This window comes from Streptomyces sp. NPDC023157 (genome assembly GCF_055560575.1).
In genome coordinates this window covers 192,096-210,677 of sequence record NZ_JBVHIL010000006.1, presented here as the reverse complement: position 1 = coordinate 210,677, position 18,582 = coordinate 192,096, and the positions used below count along the sequence as shown (strand labels likewise).

Below are 18,582 nucleotides of genomic sequence, written 5' to 3'. Positions count from 1 at the left end.
GGGTCGGACCTATACCCATCGGTAGTTGGCGTCGGTGACGGCGGGGAGGGCGGCGTCGGTGACGGGAGTGTGGGGGCCGAGGCGTGCCAGGTGGGGGCCCAGAGGGGGGAAGATCGGCAGGTCGTGGGTCTCGCGGTGGTCGATCCACTCGATGTGGCCGGTCTCGTGGCTGCCATCCGGCTGTTCGTCGTACTCCTCGGTGGCGAGCGTGGAACGGACGTCCGGGGTGACGCGGAGCCGGTGGATCAGGTGCAGCTTGCGCGGGGGCGGGGTGGGGCCGGGGCGGCTGACGCGCTGGTCGACCATCCAGACCAGTTCGCCGCCGTCGGCCTGGGCCACGTCCAGGCCCAGTTCCTCGTACAGCTCACGGGCCAGGGCCGCCCGGAGGTCCTCGCCGGGTTCGACGTTGCCGCCGATGGGCGTGTAGTGCACGGAGTCGGGGCGGTCACGGCGGAGCAGCGCGACGTCGTCGCCGCAGTAGACCAGGGCTGCGACGCGGATCTTCAGCTTGCTGAAGGGCTGGGGTTGGGGCTGGGGCTGGGGCTGTGCCTCGGTGTTCGCCATGGGGGGAGTATCCGGGTCCCCTCTCCAGCGGAGTACATGGGAACGCTCTGGCTGGAAGTCGACTGCACCCTGGCGTCGACCGCCTGCGGTCGGCCCCGCACGCCGCACGCCGCACGCACGATATTCGATTGCCGCCGTCCGGCGCGGTCGGATAGGAATCCGGCATGCTGCGAGGCGACAGAATCGGGCTGCGGGCCCGACATGACGAGGACCTCCCGATCCTGCGGGCCGAGCTCCACGACGACGTGGTCAACTCCTCGCGGGCCGACAGCCGCCCGTGGCGGCCGATCGCGCCCGGGTCGAAGAATCCGCGGTTCGTGGTGGACGACACGAACGAGCGGGAGGTCCCGTTCTCGGTGGTGGAGCTGGACGGCGGCACGCTCGTCGGCAGCGCGGAGCTGTGGAGCATCGACACCCACAACCGGCTCGCGCACATCGGTATCGGCCTGCGGCCGTCCTTCCGCGGCAAGGGGTACGGGACCGATGTCGTCGCGACGCTCTGCCACTACGGCTTCGCCGTGCGCGGCCTGCGGCGACTGCAGATCGAGACGTTGGCGGACAACACCGCGATGCTCCGCGCCGCCGAGCGCAACGGCTTCGTCCGCGAGGGCGTGCTGCGTTCCTCGGCCTATGTGATCGGCGAGATCCTGGACGAGGTGCTGCTCGGACTCCTCGCCCACGAGTGGAAGCCGGGCGGCGCGACGGCGTAGGCCGGTCCGGTCCTTCGGCCCGGCCGTTCAGTCGCCGAAGGACCCGTGCCGTCCCGCCCCGGAGGTGAAGCGCGCGGCGCCCGAGAGGGTCTCGCCGGCGGACAGCGGCACCATGCCGTGGCGCAGCTCCGCCGCCAGCGCCTCGGCCTCGGGCAGCCCGTGCTGATCCCGTACGGACAGCCGGTCGTGGCGCAGGCACAGTTGGGGGAACCCGGCGATCTCCCGGGCGAGTTCCTCCGCTGCGCCGCGCGCGTGGCCCGGGGGCACGAGACGGTTGGCGAGCCCGATCTCGTACGCCTCGGAGGCGGGGACCGGGCGGCCGGTCAGGATCAGGTCCATGGCGCGGCTCTCGCCGATCAGCCGGGGCAGCCGGACCGTGCCCCCGTCGATCAGCGGGACCCCCCATCGGCGGCAGAAGACGCCGAGGACCGCGTCCTCCTCGACGACGCGGAGGTCGCACCACAGGGCGAGTTCGAGGCCGCCCGCCACGGCGTGGCCGGCGACGGCCGCGATGACGGGCTTGGACAGCTCCATCCGGGTCGGGCCCATCGGGCCGTCGCCGTCGGGCGTCACCCGGTTGCCCCGCTCCGTACCGATGGCCTTGAGGTCGGCGCCCGCGCAGAACGTTCCTCCCTCACCCCACAGCACGGCCACCGAGGTGTCGTCGTCTTCTTCGAACGCGCGGAAGGCGTCGGCGAGTTGACGTGCTGTCGGTCCGTCTACGGCGTTGCGGGCGGCGGGCCGTGACAGCACGATGGTCGTCACCGGGCCGTTCCGTTCGGTACGGACGGCGGCGTCGGCGGGGCCGGCGGGGTTCGGGTCTGCGGGCGGCGCCGGGGTGTCGGTCATGGCGGCATTCTCGCGCGACGCCCCGGCGTCGGCCACTCCCCTGGGCGAAACCCTGTCCCCACACCACACTCGACCGCACCGACAGCCCGGACGGCTAACGACCTTGAGAGCGACATCAGCTTCCGGATCTGCCTGGCGGCCTGGAGCTCTGCGCGATCAGGACGCCGCTGAGGAGGAGTGACGCCGGTCGGGCGGATCACGGTCGCCGCAGTCTTGACCGGCGCGTCCTGGTCAGGGAGTGGACCTCAGCGGCGGTGCCTGCCGCGTGATCCCGGGTGGCTGGAGTAGGGGCGAGGGCTCGGGTCCGGGGTCATCGGTGTCGACGACTCCGGCGGCCGTGTGGTCGAAGTCGGCGGGCCAGCGGGTGCGCTCACTGGCCAGGGCGCCGGTCAGGCGTGCTTCAACAAGGTGGGCGGTGCTCAGGTCGGTGCCGCGCAAGTCGGCCATGCGGAGGTCGGCGCGGTGGAAGACCGCGCCGTGGGCGTCGGCCTTACGCAGGTTTGCCTCGCGCAGGTCGGCGTCGGTGAAGTCGGCGTCACGCAAGTCGGTTTCGACCAGCTTCGCGGCCCGTAGGTCGGCCAGAACGCAGCGAGTCCGGCGGAGAATCGCAGTCGTGAGGTCGGCGTGCCGCAGGTTGACCGAGACCAGGGACGCCTGGGTCAGATTGGCGTGGTACAGGCCCGCCGCCTCCATGGAAGCGCGGTCGAAGTTGACCTCGGGGAACCACAGTCCGTCGCAGTCGGCCCGGCGCAAGTCGGTGATGCTGAGATTGACCCAGGGCTGCTCCCGGTGCTGGCACAGCACGCCGAGCGCGGTCAGCGCCACCTGGGCGTCGGCGGCGCGGGTCTCCAGGGGTGCGATGTCGTTGATGGGCACGTCTGCCGCCGGTGATTCGGGCCCGGCGGGTGGCCAGGGCAGGTGTGTACGCAGATACGCGGCCTGGATGGAGATGATGGCCTCCCGGTCGCGGGCGGAGTGCTCAGCGATCCGCCACAGCGCGTGCAACCCGCCGATGCGCACATCCGGCTTGTCGCTGCCCAGCTGGTCGACGGCCCGGCTGAATCGGTCGGTGACGTAGCCCTCCTGGGTGGCGCGCAAACCGTCCTGGCTCACCCGCAGTTGCCGCCAGGTGGCGTACGCGCCGAAGAGCACGACCAGGCCGCCGACCACCTGCAGAAGGGTCGTACGGACAGCGTTCACCGCGGTGAGCCGATCCTGCGCGGAGACGCTCGCCCCGGCGAGATCGTGGTCGACCACCACCCCCGGCAGTACGACGAACACCGAGCCCAGAACGACCAGCCCCGCCCCGGCCAGCAGTCCTGCGGCTATACGACGTCTGACCAGCCCGGTGCGCCACGGCCGCCGCCCGCGGTCTGGTTCCCCCATCTCCATGGGCATGGGAGCCTAGGCTCCGCTCAGAAGACGAACAAGAGTGGGTGCCAGTGGCCCGTGACATGAGAACGGCCTTACGGGTTGCCTGAGTTGTGAGGCTTTCCTGGCCCGTGCGGCCGGTCCACGACCCAACCGCCGTGCGGCACCGAGGGCATCGCCGAGCAGTTCCACCGGCACCCCAGGGTCAAGGCCGAGGTCGACGTACCGGGGCCTGGCCAACGAGTTCCCCGGCCAGGTCAGCGGTGCGGACCGCCTACCGCAGCATGGTCAGGGTGCGGCCGGGGGACGGGCGGTCGGCGCGGGAGGCGGGCCAGGGCAGGCAGGTCTGCGGGATGCCCTGCTCGCCCGCCGTGCGGCGTTCGAACGGCCACACCGTCGCCGGGTCGATGCGCCGGACGGCCCGGTCCAGCGCCTTCCGCCGTCCGTCGGGCGGGGCGGAGGCGTCGCCCCAGGGCCAGCGGGAGTCCGCGCAGAGCCTGGCGGCGTGCAGCCCGGAGCTGGAGTCAGCCGGGGGCTCGTCGGACGGAGCGGAGAACTCGGCGACCAGCGCGTCGAGGCGGGTGGGGTCGCCGGCGGCGGAGGCGTGCAGGGCGTTCAGGATGCCGAGTGTCCGTTCCACCACCGACCAGGACCACGCCGTCTTCGTCGACACGCTCCACGCCGCGTTCGGGCGCTTCCCTGAAACCCCGGCCGAGGACGATGGCGGCGTCTGGTGGGCGGCGTTGGAGCGGGAACGGTGTCTGCTCGCCCGGGCGGCGGACGGGCGGCCCGTCGGCACCGCCGGTACGTACGCCTTCGAACTCACCCTGCCCGGCGGATCTCTCGCGCCCGCCGCCGGGGTGACCGCCGTCGGCGTCGTTCCCTCGCACCGGCGCCAGGGTGTGCTCAGCGCGATGATGCGGCATCAGCTCACCGAGCTGCGGGCGGGCGGAGAGTTCCTCTCCGTGCTGCTGGCCTCGGAGGCCGCGATCCACGGCCGGTTCGGCTACGGACCGGCGACGTACACGCGGCGCCTGACGGTGCGGCGCCACCAGGCGGCCTTCGCCCCGCTGCGGGCGAGCGCGGCGGACGGCGCCCCGGCGGAGGGAGCACGCGCCGGCTCGGTCGAGGTCCTGCGCCGTGCCGAGTGCGGGGAGATCCTCGAAGGGGTCTACGACCGCTACCGCCGTGCGCAGCCCGGCGCGTTGTCCCGGCCGCCCCGCTGGTGGGCCATGGGCGCGGGGCAGCTGCCGGTCTCCCGGGCGCCGCGTTACGTCGCCGTCCACCGGGACGCCGACGGTGTCCCGGACGGGTACGCGAGCTATTCGATCGGCGAGCCCGACACCCTGACGGTGGACGAGACCATCGCCACCGACGACGCCGCCTTCACGGCCCTGGCCCGCTTCCTGCTGGGCCATGACCTGGTCGCCCAGGTCGTGTTCAAGCACCTCCCGCCCGAGCACCCGCTGCGCTGGCAGCTCGCGGACTTCCGCGCGGGCACGCTGAGCGGCGAGACCGACTGGCTGCACCGCCCGAGCAACCTCGTCCGCACCGGACACATCCGGGCCCACCACCCGGCGGCGGCCGCCCTCGCCGACGCCCTCTTCCGCGCCGAGCGCCCGCCGCACTGCCTGCACTGGTTCTGACCGGGTGCCACCTCAGCCGTCCGAGCCCCCGGTCGGCTGGAGCGCTTCCACGACGAAGAACAGGAAGCAGGGGCCGGCGGCGAGGGCCTGGAAGGCGTCGGGGAACAGGTCGCGGGCGGCCGGGTCGGGCTGCGGCTCGCTGATGCCGGTCACGCGGAAACCGGCGGCCGTGAAGGCGTCCGTCATCGCGTGCAGCGGCTTGCGCCAGAACCTCATGGGGGCGGGCTGCCCGCCGAGCAGCCAGTCGAAGGTGTAGCTGGTGGTGGCGAAGTAGTCGGGCCGGGGTTCCCGGATCGTGTAGGCGACGAACGGATGGTCCACCGACGCGATCAGCCGGCCGCCGGGCCGGAGCACGCGCCGGAACTCGGCGAGCGTCGGACCCCAGTCCTCCAGGTAGTGCAGCACCAGCGACGCGACGACGTCGTCGAACGCGCCGTCCGCGAACGGCAGCGGGTCGCGCAGATCGGCCACGTGCAGCGCCGCGTCCGCTCCGAGCCGCCGCCTGGCCAGCGCCAGCATCCCGGCGCTGGCGTCGACACCGGTGACGGCCGCGCCACGGTCGCGCAGGGCGGCGGTCAGCGGGCCCGAGCCGCACCCGGCGTCAAGGATCCGACGGCCGGCCACGTCTCCGGCCAGGGCCGTCATCGCGGGCCGCTCGTAGTACGCGTTCACGAGGCTGTGCTCGTTCTCCGCGGCGTACGCCTCCGCGAAGCGGTCGTAGTCGTTGACGGAGTGGTCGGACATGTCGGCTGCTCGGTCCATGGCCGCAGCCTAGTAGTCACATGATCCTCGGGGCGGGCCCGTGCCCGGCGGATCAGGTCCGGGCGTCAGTCTCCGCCGCCCAGCTCCCAGGCCTCGATGTCCCGGTAGCGGATGGGTCCGGGGCCGCGGCCGACGTTGCTGCCGACGAGGTGGAGGCGTTCGGTGTGCCAGGTGCGGCCCCGGAATCCGGCGAGGGCGGCGGCCGTCTCGACCACGCTCGACAGGTCGTCGCGGCGGGCCCGGGCGAGGGTCAGGTGGGGGCGCAGGGGGCGGCCCTCGTAGGGGATGCCGCAGTCGTTCACCAAGGCCCGGACGTCCGCCGCGAGACGGTGCAGCCCGTCGAGGTCGCCGTCGATGCCGCTCCACAGGACCCGCTCGTCGAAGTGACCGCCGCCGTGCAGCGCGAGCCTCAACGGCCCTCGGGAGGCGGCGAGTTCCGCGAGGGGGCGCCGCAGGGGCGGCACGGCGGAGACGGGGAGCTCGCCGAGGAAGGCGAGGGTGATGTGCCAGTCCTCGATGCGGTTCCACCGCATCCGGGGGTACGCCGCGTAGGCGGGCAGCAGCTCCCGCTCCAGCTCGTCCTTCGCGTCGTCGGGCGGGGCGAGCGCGATGAACACGCGGACGGTCGCCTCAGGGGTCTCTTCTTTCACAGGAGCCTTCGTACCTTGCCGGACCCGCCCCAGTCACCCCGGGCCTCGTCGGGAAGCGCGGGAGCCGCCCGGCTGCTCCACCTGTTATTGGGACGCCTGGCTGACGGACGTGGCCGCGGGCGCCTGATCGGCACCCCGCGCGTCCCGGCACTCCCGGCGCTCCCGGCGCTCCCGGCGCTCCCGGGGGCTCCTCTCCCCCGCTCCTCGTCCGCCCGCGGCCAGCGCCGCGCAGAGGGCGGCCAGCGGAAGTTCCGCGAGGGCTGCCATGGCGATCGCCGTGATCAGCTCGGGTCCGGGGGCGGCGGTCGCGAGGTCGATGCAGGCGTCGGCGACGAGGAGGGTGGCGGCCGCCGCCGCAGGGGCGCGGTGGCGGGCGTCGCCGGTGAGGAGGCGACTCCCGGCCGTCAGGAGGGCCGCGGCCTCCAGGGCGTCGAGCGTGACCCAGGCCGCCGCCTCGACCGGCGGCAGGGTGCCGGCGAGGTAGCCGAGCCAGGGCAGCAGGACCAGGCCCGCGCCGAGCAGGACGCGGCCCTGGCGGCGCCGGGAGCGGCCGACCGGCTTCGGGTCGTTCCGAGCCCCGCCGGTCCGGACCGCGACGCCACCGCCCGCGCGGTCGGCCGTACGGTCGGCGGTCCACCCGCCGGTGCGGCGGCCCGCAGAGGCGGTCAAGGGGTGGGCGGCGATCAGGGCCATGGCGGGTGCCTTTCGGGGTTGCGGACCCGGTGTCCGGGCTCGTGATCAACACTCCTCCGCGGCCCCGCTCCGGTCAGTAACACCGGTGTCCGACTTGGGGTGGCACTGGCTATACCCCCGGTCCGGACACCAGCTGCATACCGGCCGGCGGAGGGCGCCCCGTACGGTTGGATCATGAAGGTCCCGCCCCGGACGCGGCGCGCGCTCACCCGCGTGGCCCGAGACACGTCCTTCCTCACCCTGGGGATACCGCTCCATCTCCTCATGGGGTTCCTGCTGTTCCTCGCCTCCGGTCTTCTGTGGGAGGTGATCAACGGCGGCGACGCCCAGGCGCCGGTGGTCCTGGGGGTCGCCGTCGTGCTCGCGGTCCTCGCCGTGCCGGCGCTGACGGTGGCCCAGATCTGGCGGTTCCGGCGGCTGCTCGGCATCGACATCCCGCGCCCGGGACGGCGGCGGCCGCTGCGGCAGGCCGGCTACCACTGCTTCACGGGCCTGCTCCTCGGCGCGCTCGAAGCGCTGCTGATCGCGCTGCTGGTGGCCGGGCTGGCCGCGGCCACGGTGTACGTGTGGATCTGGGCGGTGCCTTTCGAGTGGCGGATCGAGCACCGCGGGTACAGCGTCCAGGCGTTCTACATCACGCTGGCCGGGCTCGGCGCGCTCGCTCTCGTGCCCGCCCTCTCCCCGGCGCTCGTACGGATGGAGACGCACCTCGGGCCCCGGCTGCTGGGCCCCGACGGGAGCGAGGACCTGGCGCGGCGGGTCGCCGACCTCACCGAGAGCCGGGCGGGGGCCGTCGACGCGGCGGACGCGGAACGGCGCCGGATCGAGCGGGACCTGCACGACGGCGCCCAGCAGCGGCTGGTGTCGCTCGCGCTCAACCTGGGGATCGCGAAGGCGACGCTGAAGGACCTGCCGCCCGAGGCGCGGGCCGTGATCGAGGCGGCCCACCAGGAGGCGAAGGACGCGATCGAGGAGCTCAGCAACCTGGTGCGCGGGCTGCATCCGGCGGTCCTCGACGAACTGGGGCTCGACGCGGCCCTGTCCGGACTCGCGGCCCGCTCGCCGCTGCCGGTACGGCTGCGCGTCGACCTGCCTCCCCGCCAGGGGACGCCTCCTCCCGAACGATCCGCCTCCCCCGTCGAGGCGGTCGCCTACTTCGTGGTCTCCGAGGCGCTGACCAACGTCGCCAAGCACGCGCGCGAGGCGACCAGGGCGGACGTGACCGTCACGCGGCTGGGCGGGATACTGCGCGTGGTGATCGCCGACGACGGTGTGGGCGGGGCCGATCCGTCCAGGGGAAGCGGTCTGCGGGGGCTCGCCCAGCGCGTGCGGTCCGTGGACGGGACATTCCGGATGAGCAGTCCCGTAGGGGGACCGACCATGATGAGCGTGGAGTTGCCGTGCCCGACGTGAGGCGTGCCGTGATCGCCGAGGATTCCGTGCTGCTGCGGATCGGACTGGTCAAGGTGGTGGAGATGGCGGGCTTCGAGGTGGCGGCCGAGGCCGGGGACGCGCAGGGGCTGCTGGCCGCCGTCGAGGAACACCGGCCCGAGCTCGCGGTCGTGGACGTCCGGATGCCGCCCGGGTTCACGGACGAGGGGGTGCGGGCCGCCCTGTCCATCCGGCGGGAACGGCCGGAGACCGCCGTCCTGATGCTCTCCCAGTACGTGGAGGAGCGCTACGCGGCCGAACTGCTCGCGACCAACACGAGCGGGGTCGGCTATCTCCTGAAGCAACGGGTCGCGGACGTGGAGGAGTTCGTGGACGCGCTGCGCCGGGTCGCCGACGGCGGCACCGCGCTCGACCCGCAGGTCGTGGCGCAGCTGCTGGTCCGCAGGCCGAGCGACCCGCTGGAACGCCTGACGGCCCGCGAACGCGACGTCCTCGCCCTGATGGCCGAGGGCCGCTCGAACGCGGGCATCGCCGCCCAGCTCGTCGTCAGCGAGAGCGCCGTCGCCAAGCACATCAACAGCATCCTCGCGAAACTGGACCTCCCCCGCGTGGACGCCGACCACCGCCGCGTACTGGCCGTCCTGCGCTTCCTGGGCGTGGCGGGCTGACAGCGCTCCGCCCGTCTGCCGCGAAGAAGCGCACGCGTCGGCCGCCCGGGGACGCGCTCCCGGGCGGCCGACGTCTGCCGGGTTCGGGGCTCAGCGTGGCGCGGTGCCGCTGCCCGGGTCGTCGAGGCTGCTCGCCAGGGCCCAGATCACGAACACGTCGATCGCCATCACGAGGATCGACCAGAACGGCGCGTACGGCAGGAACAGGAACTGGGCGAGCAGGCTCAGCGAGACGAGGAGCAGGCCGGTGAAGCGTGCCCAGGTCGCGCCCTTCAGGAGGCCGGCGCCGGTGGCGGCGACGAGCGCGCCGAGGACGATGTGGATCCAGCCCCAGCTCGTGAGGCTCAGCTCGTACACGTACGAGCCGATGCGGGTGTACACGTCGTTCTCGGCCACGGCGGAGATGCCCTCCAGCACCCCGAGGATGCCGCTGCACAGCATCAGCACCGCCGCGAACGTCACCCCGCCGGCCACCCAGCCGCCGGTGTCCCGTCCGCCCCGGGGTGTCCCTGACGGCCGCGCTGTCTGCTGACTCATGCCCGTGTTCCCTTCTGCTGCTCCTGCCCCGTGCGCTCCCCCGGAGGACGAGCGGTACGCGCTGCTTCGAGCCTCCTCGGGACGCCGCCGCGCAACCACATGGAATCCGCCGAACAGGTGATCGTGGGCGCGTGTGATCGTGCGTCGCGGGCCGGAGGGGCACCGTCATGCCGTGGTACGGGCGCCCGGTGCGGCGGCGCCACGGCGCGGGGCGCTCTCGGGCACGAGCGTGGCGCCCACGACCATGCCGACCGCGATCGCGGTGACGATCACGACCAGTTTCAGCAGGTCCGTGAAGCCTTCCACCACGTAGCCGCCGGCCAGGGTGGTCAGGCCGCGCATGCCCAGCGAACCGACGGTGAGCGTGAAGAAGCCGGGCAGGACGAGGATCAGGCGGGGCGGTCGGCGCGGCCCCCGGGACAGGACCGTGGCCGCGGCGGCCAGCACCACGGCGGCGAGGAACGTGCCCGCGACCTCGCCGACCAGTTTGGTGGCCAGCGACTGCACGCCCACCGTCACGTACACGAGGAGCAGCAGGGGCCGGAAGAAGCGGCGGGGGACGGCGAAGGCGAGGACGGTGCCGGCCGTGAAGACGATCCAGGCGAGGAACAGGGCCCAGCGGGGCAGGTCGGACGCGGCGGCGATGTCGAACAGGGCGCGGGTGGAGGTGCCGGTGACGTACACGCCGAGCAGGACGCCGACGTAGAGCTGCACCAGGAGGAAGACGGCGTACACCAGGCGGATCGCGCCCGTGGTGACGAGCCCGGCGGCGAGTTCGGCGGTGGCGGCGCTCAGGTAGTCGCCGGGCACGAAGAAGAAGAGCGCGGGGAGCATCAGGAGTACGGGTCCGCCGCGGGCCGGATCCCCGGCGAAGAGCTCGATCGTGACGACCGAGACCGTGGTCGAGACGACCAGCGGGAGCACCCGGGCGAGCCGGGGCACCCGGTCCGCGGCGACGGCGAGGGCGGCGGCGATCGACGCGAGGACCGCGGTGGTGCCCAGCTCGTACCAGGTGGGCTGCATCAGCGGGGCGAACCCGAGCGAGAAGAGCACGATGCCGAGGAACTTCAGCCACCACGGGTACGGGGCCGGGGCCGTCTCGATCCGGGCCAGGCGACGCCCGGCTTCCGTCACGTCGGCGCGGCCCTCCCGTACGTCGGCGAGGAGCGGTTTCAGGGCCGCCGTCCGGTCGAGGCGGAACACCTCGGGGAAGCCGTGCACGGTCGCGGTCCGGGTCCGGCCGTCGGCGGCCACCACGGTGAGGGTGGCGGCCTCCGGTACGAGCAGCAGCGCGGCGTCGCCGCCCAGGCCTCGGGCGGAGTCGGTGACGGCGACGCCGATGAGGTGGGCGCCTTCGCCGGAGGAACGCAGCAGGAGGCCGGTGAGACGGACCAGGAAGGCGGTGAGGTCGTCGATCGGGGCCGGGGCCGCCGCGACGGCGGGCCCCTGCGGCTCGTGCGCGGGCGGCATGGACACCTGTCCAGATGGCCGCTCGCCTGCCCCGCCGGGCGGATCCTCGGGCGGCCGCTCCCCCGGGCCTTCGGGTAGCCGCTTCCCCGGGTCCCCGGGCCTCCGCTCCCCCGCCCCGCCGGACGGCTCCCCGGGCGGCCCTGACTCTTCCACGCCGAGCTCCCTCCGACCTTCGGCGACGCCGGTGACCAGCGTCCCCCGGATGCACGCGTTCGGCATCCGGGGGCAGCGGTCAGGCTGTCGCCGGGTTCGTCGGCGGGTGCCGCGATGGCCGGGGAGTTCGGGCGACGGCGCGCGCTCTCACGCCGGAGCGGCGGTCAGGCCAGGGCGAGGAAGAGCTTCTCGAGTTCCTCCTCCGACATGGGCGGGGCGTCGGCGGCGCTCTCGGCGAGGCATTGCCGCATCCCGCTCGCCACGATCTTGAACCCGGCCCGGTCGAGGGCCCGGGAGACGGCGGCGAGCTGGGTGACCACGTCCTTGCAGTCGCGGCCGGCCTCGATCATCGCGATGACGGCGGCGAGCTGCCCCTGGGCGCGGCGCAATCGGTTCAGGACGGGGCGCACGGCCCCTTCTTCCACCTGCACGGAGTCCTCCTCCACTCTCACCCCCACCCATCAGGATACCCCTAGGGGTATCAACCACTGCTTTTCGCCCGCACCCGGGCGACGGTCACGGCCAGCAGCACCGCGCCCAGCACGCCCCAGGTCGCCGGGTGGCCCCACAGGCCGGTACCGAGCTGCTGGGTGAGGACGAAGACGCCCATCACCACGACGAACCAGCCGAAGGCCCGGCGCAGGGAGTCCTGCGGGATGCGGCCCGCGAAGCGCCCGCCGATGACACTGCCCACCACCGCCACCGCGGTCACCGTCAGGGCGAGGCCCCAGTCGATCCCCACGCCCGAGAGGTGCCCGGCGAGGCCGGCGAAGGAGTTCATCGCGATGACCAGCAGCGAGGTGCCGACGGCGATGCCCATGGGCAGTCCGGCGAGGAGCGCGAGCGCCGGGACGACGAGGAACCCGCCGCCGGAGCCGACCAGGCCCGTGACCGCGCCGACGACCAGGCCCTCGACCGCGATGTGCTTGAGGGGCAGGTCCCGGCGCCGAGGCTTCGGCTCGGCGCCGCGCCGCGACGTGCGGAGCATGGCGACCGCGGTGGCGAGCATCATCAGGGCGAACGCGATGAGGAGCGCCGTACCGGGGACGTACGCGGCGAGCCGGCCGCCCCCGTACGCGCCCACCATGCTGAACGCGCCGAACAGGAGACCCGCCTTCCAGCGCACCCGGCGGGCGCGGGCGTGGGGCACGAGCGCGGCGAGGCTGGTGACACCGACGACGAAGAGCGACGTGGCGATGGCCTCCTTCGTTCCCTGCCCCGCCAGGTAGACCAGGATGGGCACGGTCAGGATCGAGCCGCCGCCGCCGAGGACGCCGAGGGTGACGCCGACGAACAGGGACGCCACGACGACGAGGGCGGTCACGGAGTGTTCCGCAGTTCCGCGATGACGGTGCGGATGTCGGTGCGCGGCCCCCGGTTGTAGGGCAGCTTGGAGAGCAGGACGCCCATGGCGCAGGTGTTGCTGACGGCCGCGTACGTCAGACCGGCACCGACCGCGGTGCCGATCAGGTGCGCGCCGGGCACGAACACGCCGACGACACCGGTGAGGAGCACCATGGAGCCCGCGACGAGCCGGACCTGGCGCTCCATGTCCCACCGCTCGGGGCCCCGGTTCGCGGGTGCCCCGGCCGCCTCCCAGGCGTTCATGCCGCCTGCGAGGACCCGGAGGTTGGGCAGGCCCGCCTCGGCGAGGGCCTTCTCGGCCTGGGTGGCGCGGGCGCCGGAGCGGCAGACGAGCACGACCTCCTCGTCCAGGTGGGACAGCAGCTCGGCACGGTGCTCGCGCAGGGTGGCGAGGGGCACGTTGTACGAGCCCGGTATGTGAACGGTCCGGAACTCGCCGGGGGTCCGCACGTCGAGCAGCCGTGGCGCACGCCCTTCACGGACGAGCGCGTGCAGGACGGCGGGGGTGATCGACGAGGTCGAGGAAGAGGAGGGGGAGGGGGAGGGGGAGTTCTCGGTCATGTGGGCGTGGCTCCTGTACAGAGAAGGGTGAATACCCAGGGGGGTATTCGTGGGGGCGTGCGGGACCCCAAGGCCCCGTGACTGACGGGGGCGGAAAGCGGGCAGGCCCCGGCGGGCGGGGGCCTGCCGTCAGGGGCCCGGCGGGCGGGCCCGTCAGGCCTCGGCGCGCTCGGACGCCAGAGCCCAGGCGGTGTAGCCGCCGAGGATGTCGGAGACGTCGTCGAAGCCGCGGTGGCGCAGGAGGCTCGCCGCGATCGACGAGCGGTGGCCGCCGGCGCAGTGCAGGACCAGGGGCCGGTCGGTGGGGAGTTCGTCCGTGCGCGCGGGCAGTTCGCTCAGCGGGATGTGCAGGGCGCCGTCGATGAGGCCGTGGGCGCTCCGCTCCCCGCAGGTGCGCACGTCGACGACGAGCGGGGGCGCCTCGCCCGCCAGTGCGGCGCGGAGGCGGGCGGCGGTCAGGCGGCTCGCGGGGGTGACGTCGTCGGTGAGGGCCGCGAGGGCGTCCTCGGGGTTGCGCAGGTAGCCGACGACGTGGTCGAAGCCGATGCGGGCGAGGCGGGTGACGACCTCCTCCTCGCGGTTCTCCGGCGCCATGACGATCAGTTCGTCGGCCGGGTCGAGGACGGTGCCGGCCTGTTCGGCGAACCGGCCTTCGGCGGGCACGTTGACGGCGCCGCGCAGGTGTCCGTTGGCGAACTCCTGCGGGGAGCGGGCATCGACCACGACCGCGCCGGAGCGGCGCAGTGCGGCGAAGTCGGGTGCGGACAGCGGCCGCGGGACCGACGTCGCGTCGTACAGGAGGCGGTCCTTGCGGTTGAGTTCGGCGTCGTAGGCGAAGTAGCCGGGCGCGGCGGACTGTCCGGCGGTGACGAGCGCGACGAACTCCTCGCGGCCCATCGGGGCGCAGGCGTAGTTGGTGGCGCGCTGCTCGCCGATGGTGGAGGACTTCTCCGTGGAGAGGTTCTTGCCGCAGGCGGAGCCGGCACCGTGGGCGGGGAAGACCCGCACCTCGTCAGGGAGGGCCATCAGCTTGTTCTGGACGCTGTCGTGGAGCATGGCGCCGAGTTCTTCGGCGGTCACCCCGACGGAGGCGAGCAGGTCGGGGCGGCCGACGTCGCCGATGAACAGCGCGTCGCCGGTGAGCACGCCGTACGGCACGGTGTCGGCGGCCTGCTCGTACACGAGGACGCTGATCGACTCGGGGGTGTGGCCGGGTGTCGCCAGGATCTCCAGGGTGACGTCGCCGAGCCCGATGCGCTCGCCCTCGGCCAGCTTGCGGATGGGGTACTCGGTCTCGGCGCCGCTGCCGTAGCCGATCCAGGCGCCGGTGCTGTCGGCGAGCTCCAGGTGGCCGGCGACGAAGTCGGCGTGGAAGTGGGTGTTGATCACGCCGACGACGGTGAACCCGTGCGCGGTGGCGTCGGCGAGGTATTCGGAGACGTCGCGGCGGGGGTCGACGACCACGGCCTGTCCGGTCGTCTCGTCGGCGATCATGTACGACGCCTGGGAGAGGCAGTCGAGGTAGTACTGGGCGAAGAACACGCCGATTCCTCCATCGGGGACGCGCGTCCGGTCGGAACGGAAGGGGCGGACGCGCCGGGTTTCTATACCCCCCTGGGTATCGATGCCTCCGACCGTAAACAGGCGGACCGGCCCGAGTCAAATACCCCCCTAGGTATCCTGGATCACATCGGAAAAATACCCATGGGGGTATGTTGGCCAGCTGAAACACGAACAGGACGGTGGATCGCGATGACTCAGCGGACGGAGGCGGCCGAGCCCCCACCCGTGGCGGAGGCCCCCTCCACGGGCGGCACGGTGCGGCTGGGGCTGCGGGAGAACCGGGCGCAGTTCGGCCTTCTCGTCGTCGTCACCGTGGCGGTCGGCGCGCTCGTCGGCCTGGAGCGCACCACGGTCCCGCTGATCGGCGCGGAGGTGTTCGGGCTCACCAGCAACCTGGCCGTCTTCTCGTTCATCGTGGCCTTCGGCCTGACCAAGGCGCTCACCAACCTCGCCGCCGGCGCCCTCACCGCCCGCTTCCGGCGCAGGCAGCTGCTGCTCGCCGGATGGCTGGCGGGTTTGCCGGTGCCCTTCGTGCTGGCGTGGGCGCCGTCGTGGTGGTGGATCGTGGCCGCGAACGTGCTCCTCGGCGTGAACCAGGGCCTGACCTGGTCGATGACGGTCAACATGAAGATCGACCTGGTGGGCCCGGCCCGCCGGGGCCTGGCCACCGGCCTGAACGAGGCCGCCGGCTATGTCGCCGTCGGCGCGTCCGCCCTGCTCACCGGCTACCTGGCCACCCAGTACGGGCTCCGCCCCGCCCCCGAGCTCATCGGTGTCGTCTTCGTCGCGGCGGGCCTCGGGCTCTCCCTCCTGGCCAAGGACACCACCGCCCATCTGGCGCTCGAACTCGCCCGGCACCCCTCGCCGCCGGGGGAAACGGGGAAGACCTCCTTCGCGAGCGTCTTCGCCCGTACCTCCTGGCGGGACCACTCGCTGCGCGGTGCGAGCCAGGCGGGCCTGGTGAACAACCTCAACGACGGCCTGACCTGGGGCGTCTTCCCGTTGCTCTTCGCCGACCACGGGCTCGGCATCGCCGCGATCGGTCTGATCAAGGGGCTCTACCCGCTCCTGTGGGGCTTCGGGCAGATCCCGGCCGGCCACCTGGCCGACCGGATCGGACGCAAACCCCTCGTCGTCACGGGCATGCTGATCCAGGCCGGCGGCCTCCTCGTCGCGCTCGCACTCCTCGACCGCCCGCTGCTCGCCGGACTCCTCTCCGCCGTGGGCCTCGGCATCGGTACCGCGCTGGTCTACCCCGCGCTCATCGCCGCCGTCTCCGACCGCGCCCACCCCTCATGGCGGGCGAACGCGCTCGGCACGTACCGCTTCTGGCGCGACATCGGCTACGCGGGCGGCGCCCTCCTCGCGGGTGTCCTCGCCGACGCGATCGGCCTGGACGCGACGGTCCTGACGGCCGCCGCCCTGACCGCGGCCTCCGGCCTGCTCGCCGGGCGCTGGATGACCGGCCGGGAGAAGACCTCCGGCACGGCTCCGGCACCCGGCGGCCCCTGAGTCAGGCGCGGTAGGCGACGAGCGCCATCATCCCGGCCTCGCCGTGGTACGCGTTGTGGCAGTGGAGCATCCACCGGCCGGGGTTGTCCGCGTCGAAGTCCACGGACAGGGTCCTCCCCGGCAGGACGATGGCGGTGTCCTTGCGGGGGCCCTCGGCACCGAGCCGGTAGGTGTGCCCGTGCAGGTGCATGGGGTGCCACATGTCGGTGCCGTTGACGAACTCCAGGCGGACGCGGCGCCCTTCCTCGACCAGCAGGGGGTTCGCCGTCTGGTCCTTCATGTCGAAGCGCCTGCCGTTCAGGGCCCAGTCGTACCTCGCCATGCCGCCGCTCAGCTCGACCCGGTGGACGATGTCCGGCTTCGCCGCCTCCAGGCGTACCGCGTCGGCGGCGCGCAGCCGGTCGGCCGTCACGAGCCGTCCGTCCAGCTCCTTCGGGCGCGCGGTCGGGGCCGGCACGGCACCCGAACCTGTCCGCACCAGGGCCCTACCGGTGGCGTTCTTGCCCTCCGCCAGGGCGACGAGCGGGAAGACGCCGTCGCCGAGGGTGACGAGGACGTCGTACCGCTCCCCCATGGCGACGAGGAGCGCGTCGACCTCCTCGTGCCGCACGGGGAACCCGTCGGTGTGCGTGACCGTCATCCGGTGGCCGCCGAGGGCCACCCGGTACGCGGTGTCGGCACCGGCGTTGACGATGCGCAGGCGCACCTTCTGGCCCGGCTTGCCGCGGTGGACGTCCGGGTCGGCGGGAACACGCCCGTTGACGAGGTGGTGCGGGTACGCGACATCGCCCGCGTCGCCGCCGAGCAGGTCGCTGCGGGCGCCCATCAGCATGAACGGCATCGCCGTACCGGCGCCGGAGGGAGACGGGGAGGCGGAACCGCCACCCATGTCCATGGACGGCATGTCACCCATGTCGTGGCCGCCCATCCCCTGGGCGACCTCCGCGAAGGCCTGGTCCGGGGTGCCGGTGACACCGTCGAGCCAGTCGTCGAGGACGACGACCCACTCCGCGTCGTACCCCAGGGGCTCCCTGGGGTCCTCCACGATCAGCGGGGCGTACAGACCACGGTCGAGCTGGACGCCGACGTGCGGGTGGAAGAAGTACGTACCGGGGTCGGGGGCGATGAAGCGGTACGTGAAGGTGGAGCCCGGCCGGACGGGGGCCTGCGTGGCGGGCGGCACTCCGTCCATGTCGCTGCGCAGGGCGATCCCGTGCCAGTGGACCGAGGTGGTGGTGCGGTCCGGCAGCTGGTTGGAGAGTTCGGCGACGAGGGTGTCGCCCGCGGAGATCCTGAGCTCCTTGCCGGGGACGCGCCCGTCGTAGGCCCAGGTCCGCGCGGTGATGCCGGCGCCCAGGTCGACCACGGCCGACGCCGCCGTGAGGGTGTGTTTCCGCTCCGCACCGCTCCCGGCGCGGGCCTTCTCGACCCTGGTGACCTCGGGCCCGGAGGCGCTGACGAGCGACGGGGCGCCGCTCGGGGTGGAGGGGGATCCGGAACAGGCGGTGAGCGCGCCCGCGCCGGCGGCGCCGAGTCCGGCGAGGAGGACGGAACGGCGGTGGACGGGATGCATGCGTGGAGTCCTTGTCTCAGATGCGATCGGGCCTGTGGAGCCGCACGTACGCAGCGCCGGGTGGCGCCGCGGTGTGGCGGCGTGGCGGCCTATATGCGCAGCTGAGAGAGGGTCAGCAGGTCGGGCGGGCGCCCGGGTATGGAGTCGGGTACGGGTCGCCCGCCCGTACCGAGGGGTGGGTGAGCGCTCCGGCCGACGCCTCCGAGGGCCCTGGCGGCGCCCGTGGGCGAGTCGACGACCGGGGCCACGCAGTGCCCCATGCCGGGCGCGGAACAGGCACCCATGGCGGGAGCGGACGTCTGCGCGTGACCGGCCGCCGCCCCGGCATGGGTCATGGCGCGGACGGCCGGAGCAGGAGCTGTCGCGGCCTCATGGTGGACGAGAACGGCGAAGGCGGCGAAGAACAGGGCCAAGGCGCCGAGCACCCGACGGGCGCCATGACGCCCCCGCGATCCGACCGGAATCACTGACCCTCCCCCCGCTCTCGGTGTACATGTCCGCAACCAACCTACTAAGTGGTTTCACACTCCTTTCAGGCTAGCG

19 protein-coding genes are annotated in these 18,582 nt (G+C 73.3%); 5 read left to right on the top strand and 14 right to left on the bottom strand.

The window, feature by feature from the left end; genetic code table 11:
- Positions 1-9: 9 nt before the first annotated feature.
- Positions 10-564 carry an NUDIX domain-containing protein gene (locus ACZ3ZE_RS22970; protein WP_363290649.1) on the bottom strand — a complete coding sequence of 185 codons (555 nt, stop codon included), beginning with the start codon at positions 562-564 and terminating at the stop codon, positions 10-12.
- A 164-nt stretch (positions 565-728) separates the two neighbouring features.
- Between ACZ3ZE_RS22970 and ACZ3ZE_RS22965 the strand changes: the two genes are divergently transcribed.
- A complete protein-coding gene (locus ACZ3ZE_RS22965; RefSeq protein WP_361627975.1) occupies positions 729-1,274 on the top strand; it encodes a GNAT family N-acetyltransferase in 546 nt (181 codons plus the stop codon).
- A 27-nt stretch (positions 1,275-1,301) separates the two neighbouring features.
- Here ACZ3ZE_RS22965 and ACZ3ZE_RS22960 read toward each other — a convergent pair whose 3' ends face one another.
- From ACZ3ZE_RS22960 to ACZ3ZE_RS22950, 3 genes are all read right to left on the bottom strand, one after another.
- Positions 1,302-2,123, bottom strand: a complete 822-nt coding sequence (locus ACZ3ZE_RS22960) for a crotonase/enoyl-CoA hydratase family protein (protein WP_363290650.1) — start codon at positions 2,121-2,123, stop codon at positions 1,302-1,304.
- Positions 2,124-2,354: 231 nt separating this feature from the next.
- Positions 2,355-3,515, bottom strand: a complete 1,161-nt coding sequence (locus tag ACZ3ZE_RS22955; RefSeq protein WP_467260721.1) for a pentapeptide repeat-containing protein — start codon at positions 3,513-3,515, stop codon at positions 2,355-2,357.
- Between the two features lie 253 nt (positions 3,516-3,768).
- Positions 3,769-4,137, bottom strand: a complete 369-nt coding sequence (locus tag ACZ3ZE_RS22950) for a hypothetical protein (protein ID WP_361172651.1) — start codon at positions 4,135-4,137, stop codon at positions 3,769-3,771.
- On the opposite strand from ACZ3ZE_RS22950, the gene ACZ3ZE_RS22945 reads away from it, so the two are divergent.
- A complete protein-coding gene (locus tag ACZ3ZE_RS22945) occupies positions 4,115-5,140 on the top strand; it encodes a GNAT family N-acetyltransferase (RefSeq protein WP_467260439.1) in 1,026 nt (341 codons plus the stop codon). The two genes, ACZ3ZE_RS22950 and ACZ3ZE_RS22945, sit on opposite strands and share 23 nt — an antisense overlap.
- Before the next feature lie 12 nt (positions 5,141-5,152).
- Here the strand turns inward: ACZ3ZE_RS22945 and ACZ3ZE_RS22940 are convergent, their stop codons facing one another.
- From ACZ3ZE_RS22940 to ACZ3ZE_RS22930, 3 genes are all read right to left on the bottom strand, one after another.
- Positions 5,153-5,902 (bottom strand): class I SAM-dependent methyltransferase, encoded by a 750-nt coding sequence (locus ACZ3ZE_RS22940; RefSeq protein ID WP_442304714.1) that lies wholly within the window; start codon positions 5,900-5,902, stop codon positions 5,153-5,155.
- 65 nt (positions 5,903-5,967) lie between these two features.
- Positions 5,968-6,552: an RNA 2',3'-cyclic phosphodiesterase gene (gene thpR / locus ACZ3ZE_RS22935; protein WP_361172645.1), complete on the bottom strand. Its 585-nt coding sequence runs from the start codon at positions 6,550-6,552 to the stop codon at positions 5,968-5,970.
- Between the two features lie 84 nt (positions 6,553-6,636).
- On the bottom strand, positions 6,637-7,245 hold the full coding sequence (locus tag ACZ3ZE_RS22930; RefSeq protein WP_467260437.1) for a hypothetical protein: 609 nt from the start codon (positions 7,243-7,245) through the stop codon (positions 6,637-6,639).
- A 174-nt stretch (positions 7,246-7,419) separates the two neighbouring features.
- Between ACZ3ZE_RS22930 and ACZ3ZE_RS22925 the strand changes: the two genes are divergently transcribed.
- Both ACZ3ZE_RS22925 and ACZ3ZE_RS22920 read left to right on the top strand, forming a co-directional pair.
- Complete coding sequence (locus ACZ3ZE_RS22925) at positions 7,420-8,658, top strand: sensor histidine kinase (protein WP_361172639.1); 1,239 nt, start codon at positions 7,420-7,422, stop codon at positions 8,656-8,658.
- 8 nt (positions 8,659-8,666) lie between these two features.
- Entirely contained in the window at positions 8,667-9,305 is a 639-nt protein-coding gene (locus ACZ3ZE_RS22920; protein WP_361631051.1) for a response regulator transcription factor, read from the top strand.
- Positions 9,306-9,395: 90 nt separating this feature from the next.
- Here the strand turns inward: ACZ3ZE_RS22920 and ACZ3ZE_RS22915 are convergent, their stop codons facing one another.
- The 6 genes from ACZ3ZE_RS22915 to ACZ3ZE_RS22890 all read right to left on the bottom strand — a co-directional run bounded on the left by ACZ3ZE_RS22915 (position 9,396) and on the right by ACZ3ZE_RS22890 (position 14,933).
- A complete protein-coding gene (locus ACZ3ZE_RS22915) occupies positions 9,396-9,842 on the bottom strand; it encodes a DUF7144 family membrane protein (RefSeq protein ID WP_361172636.1) in 447 nt (148 codons plus the stop codon).
- 165 nt (positions 9,843-10,007) lie between these two features.
- Positions 10,008-11,312 (bottom strand): threonine/serine exporter family protein, encoded by a 1,305-nt coding sequence (locus ACZ3ZE_RS22910; RefSeq protein ID WP_361631039.1) that lies wholly within the window; start codon positions 11,310-11,312, stop codon positions 10,008-10,010.
- 317 nt (positions 11,313-11,629) lie between these two features.
- The gene (locus tag ACZ3ZE_RS22905) at positions 11,630-11,896 is read right to left on the bottom strand and encodes a metal-sensitive transcriptional regulator (RefSeq protein ID WP_132916395.1); all 267 of its coding nucleotides are present in this window, start codon (positions 11,894-11,896) and stop codon (positions 11,630-11,632) included.
- Positions 11,897-11,946: 50 nt separating this feature from the next.
- Positions 11,947-12,789: a sulfite exporter TauE/SafE family protein gene (locus ACZ3ZE_RS22900; protein ID WP_361172629.1), complete on the bottom strand. Its 843-nt coding sequence runs from the start codon at positions 12,787-12,789 to the stop codon at positions 11,947-11,949.
- Positions 12,786-13,391: a rhodanese-like domain-containing protein gene (locus ACZ3ZE_RS22895; RefSeq protein ID WP_467260434.1), complete on the bottom strand. Its 606-nt coding sequence runs from the start codon at positions 13,389-13,391 to the stop codon at positions 12,786-12,788. The genes ACZ3ZE_RS22900 and ACZ3ZE_RS22895 overlap by 4 nt, the downstream gene beginning before the upstream one ends.
- A gap of 153 nt (positions 13,392-13,544) precedes the next feature.
- Complete coding sequence (locus ACZ3ZE_RS22890; protein ID WP_467260431.1) at positions 13,545-14,933, bottom strand: MBL fold metallo-hydrolase; 1,389 nt, start codon at positions 14,931-14,933, stop codon at positions 13,545-13,547.
- A 210-nt stretch (positions 14,934-15,143) separates the two neighbouring features.
- Here ACZ3ZE_RS22890 and ACZ3ZE_RS22885 point away from each other — a divergent pair, with 210 nt between their 5' ends.
- Positions 15,144-16,466 carry an MFS transporter gene (locus ACZ3ZE_RS22885; RefSeq protein ID WP_442304709.1) on the top strand — a complete coding sequence of 441 codons (1,323 nt, stop codon included), beginning with the start codon at positions 15,144-15,146 and terminating at the stop codon, positions 16,464-16,466.
- Between the two features lies 1 nt (position 16,467).
- Here the strand turns inward: ACZ3ZE_RS22885 and ACZ3ZE_RS22880 are convergent, their stop codons facing one another.
- A complete protein-coding gene (locus ACZ3ZE_RS22880; protein WP_467260428.1) occupies positions 16,468-18,039 on the bottom strand; it encodes a multicopper oxidase family protein in 1,572 nt (523 codons plus the stop codon).
- Positions 18,040-18,582: the final 543 nt, after the last annotated feature.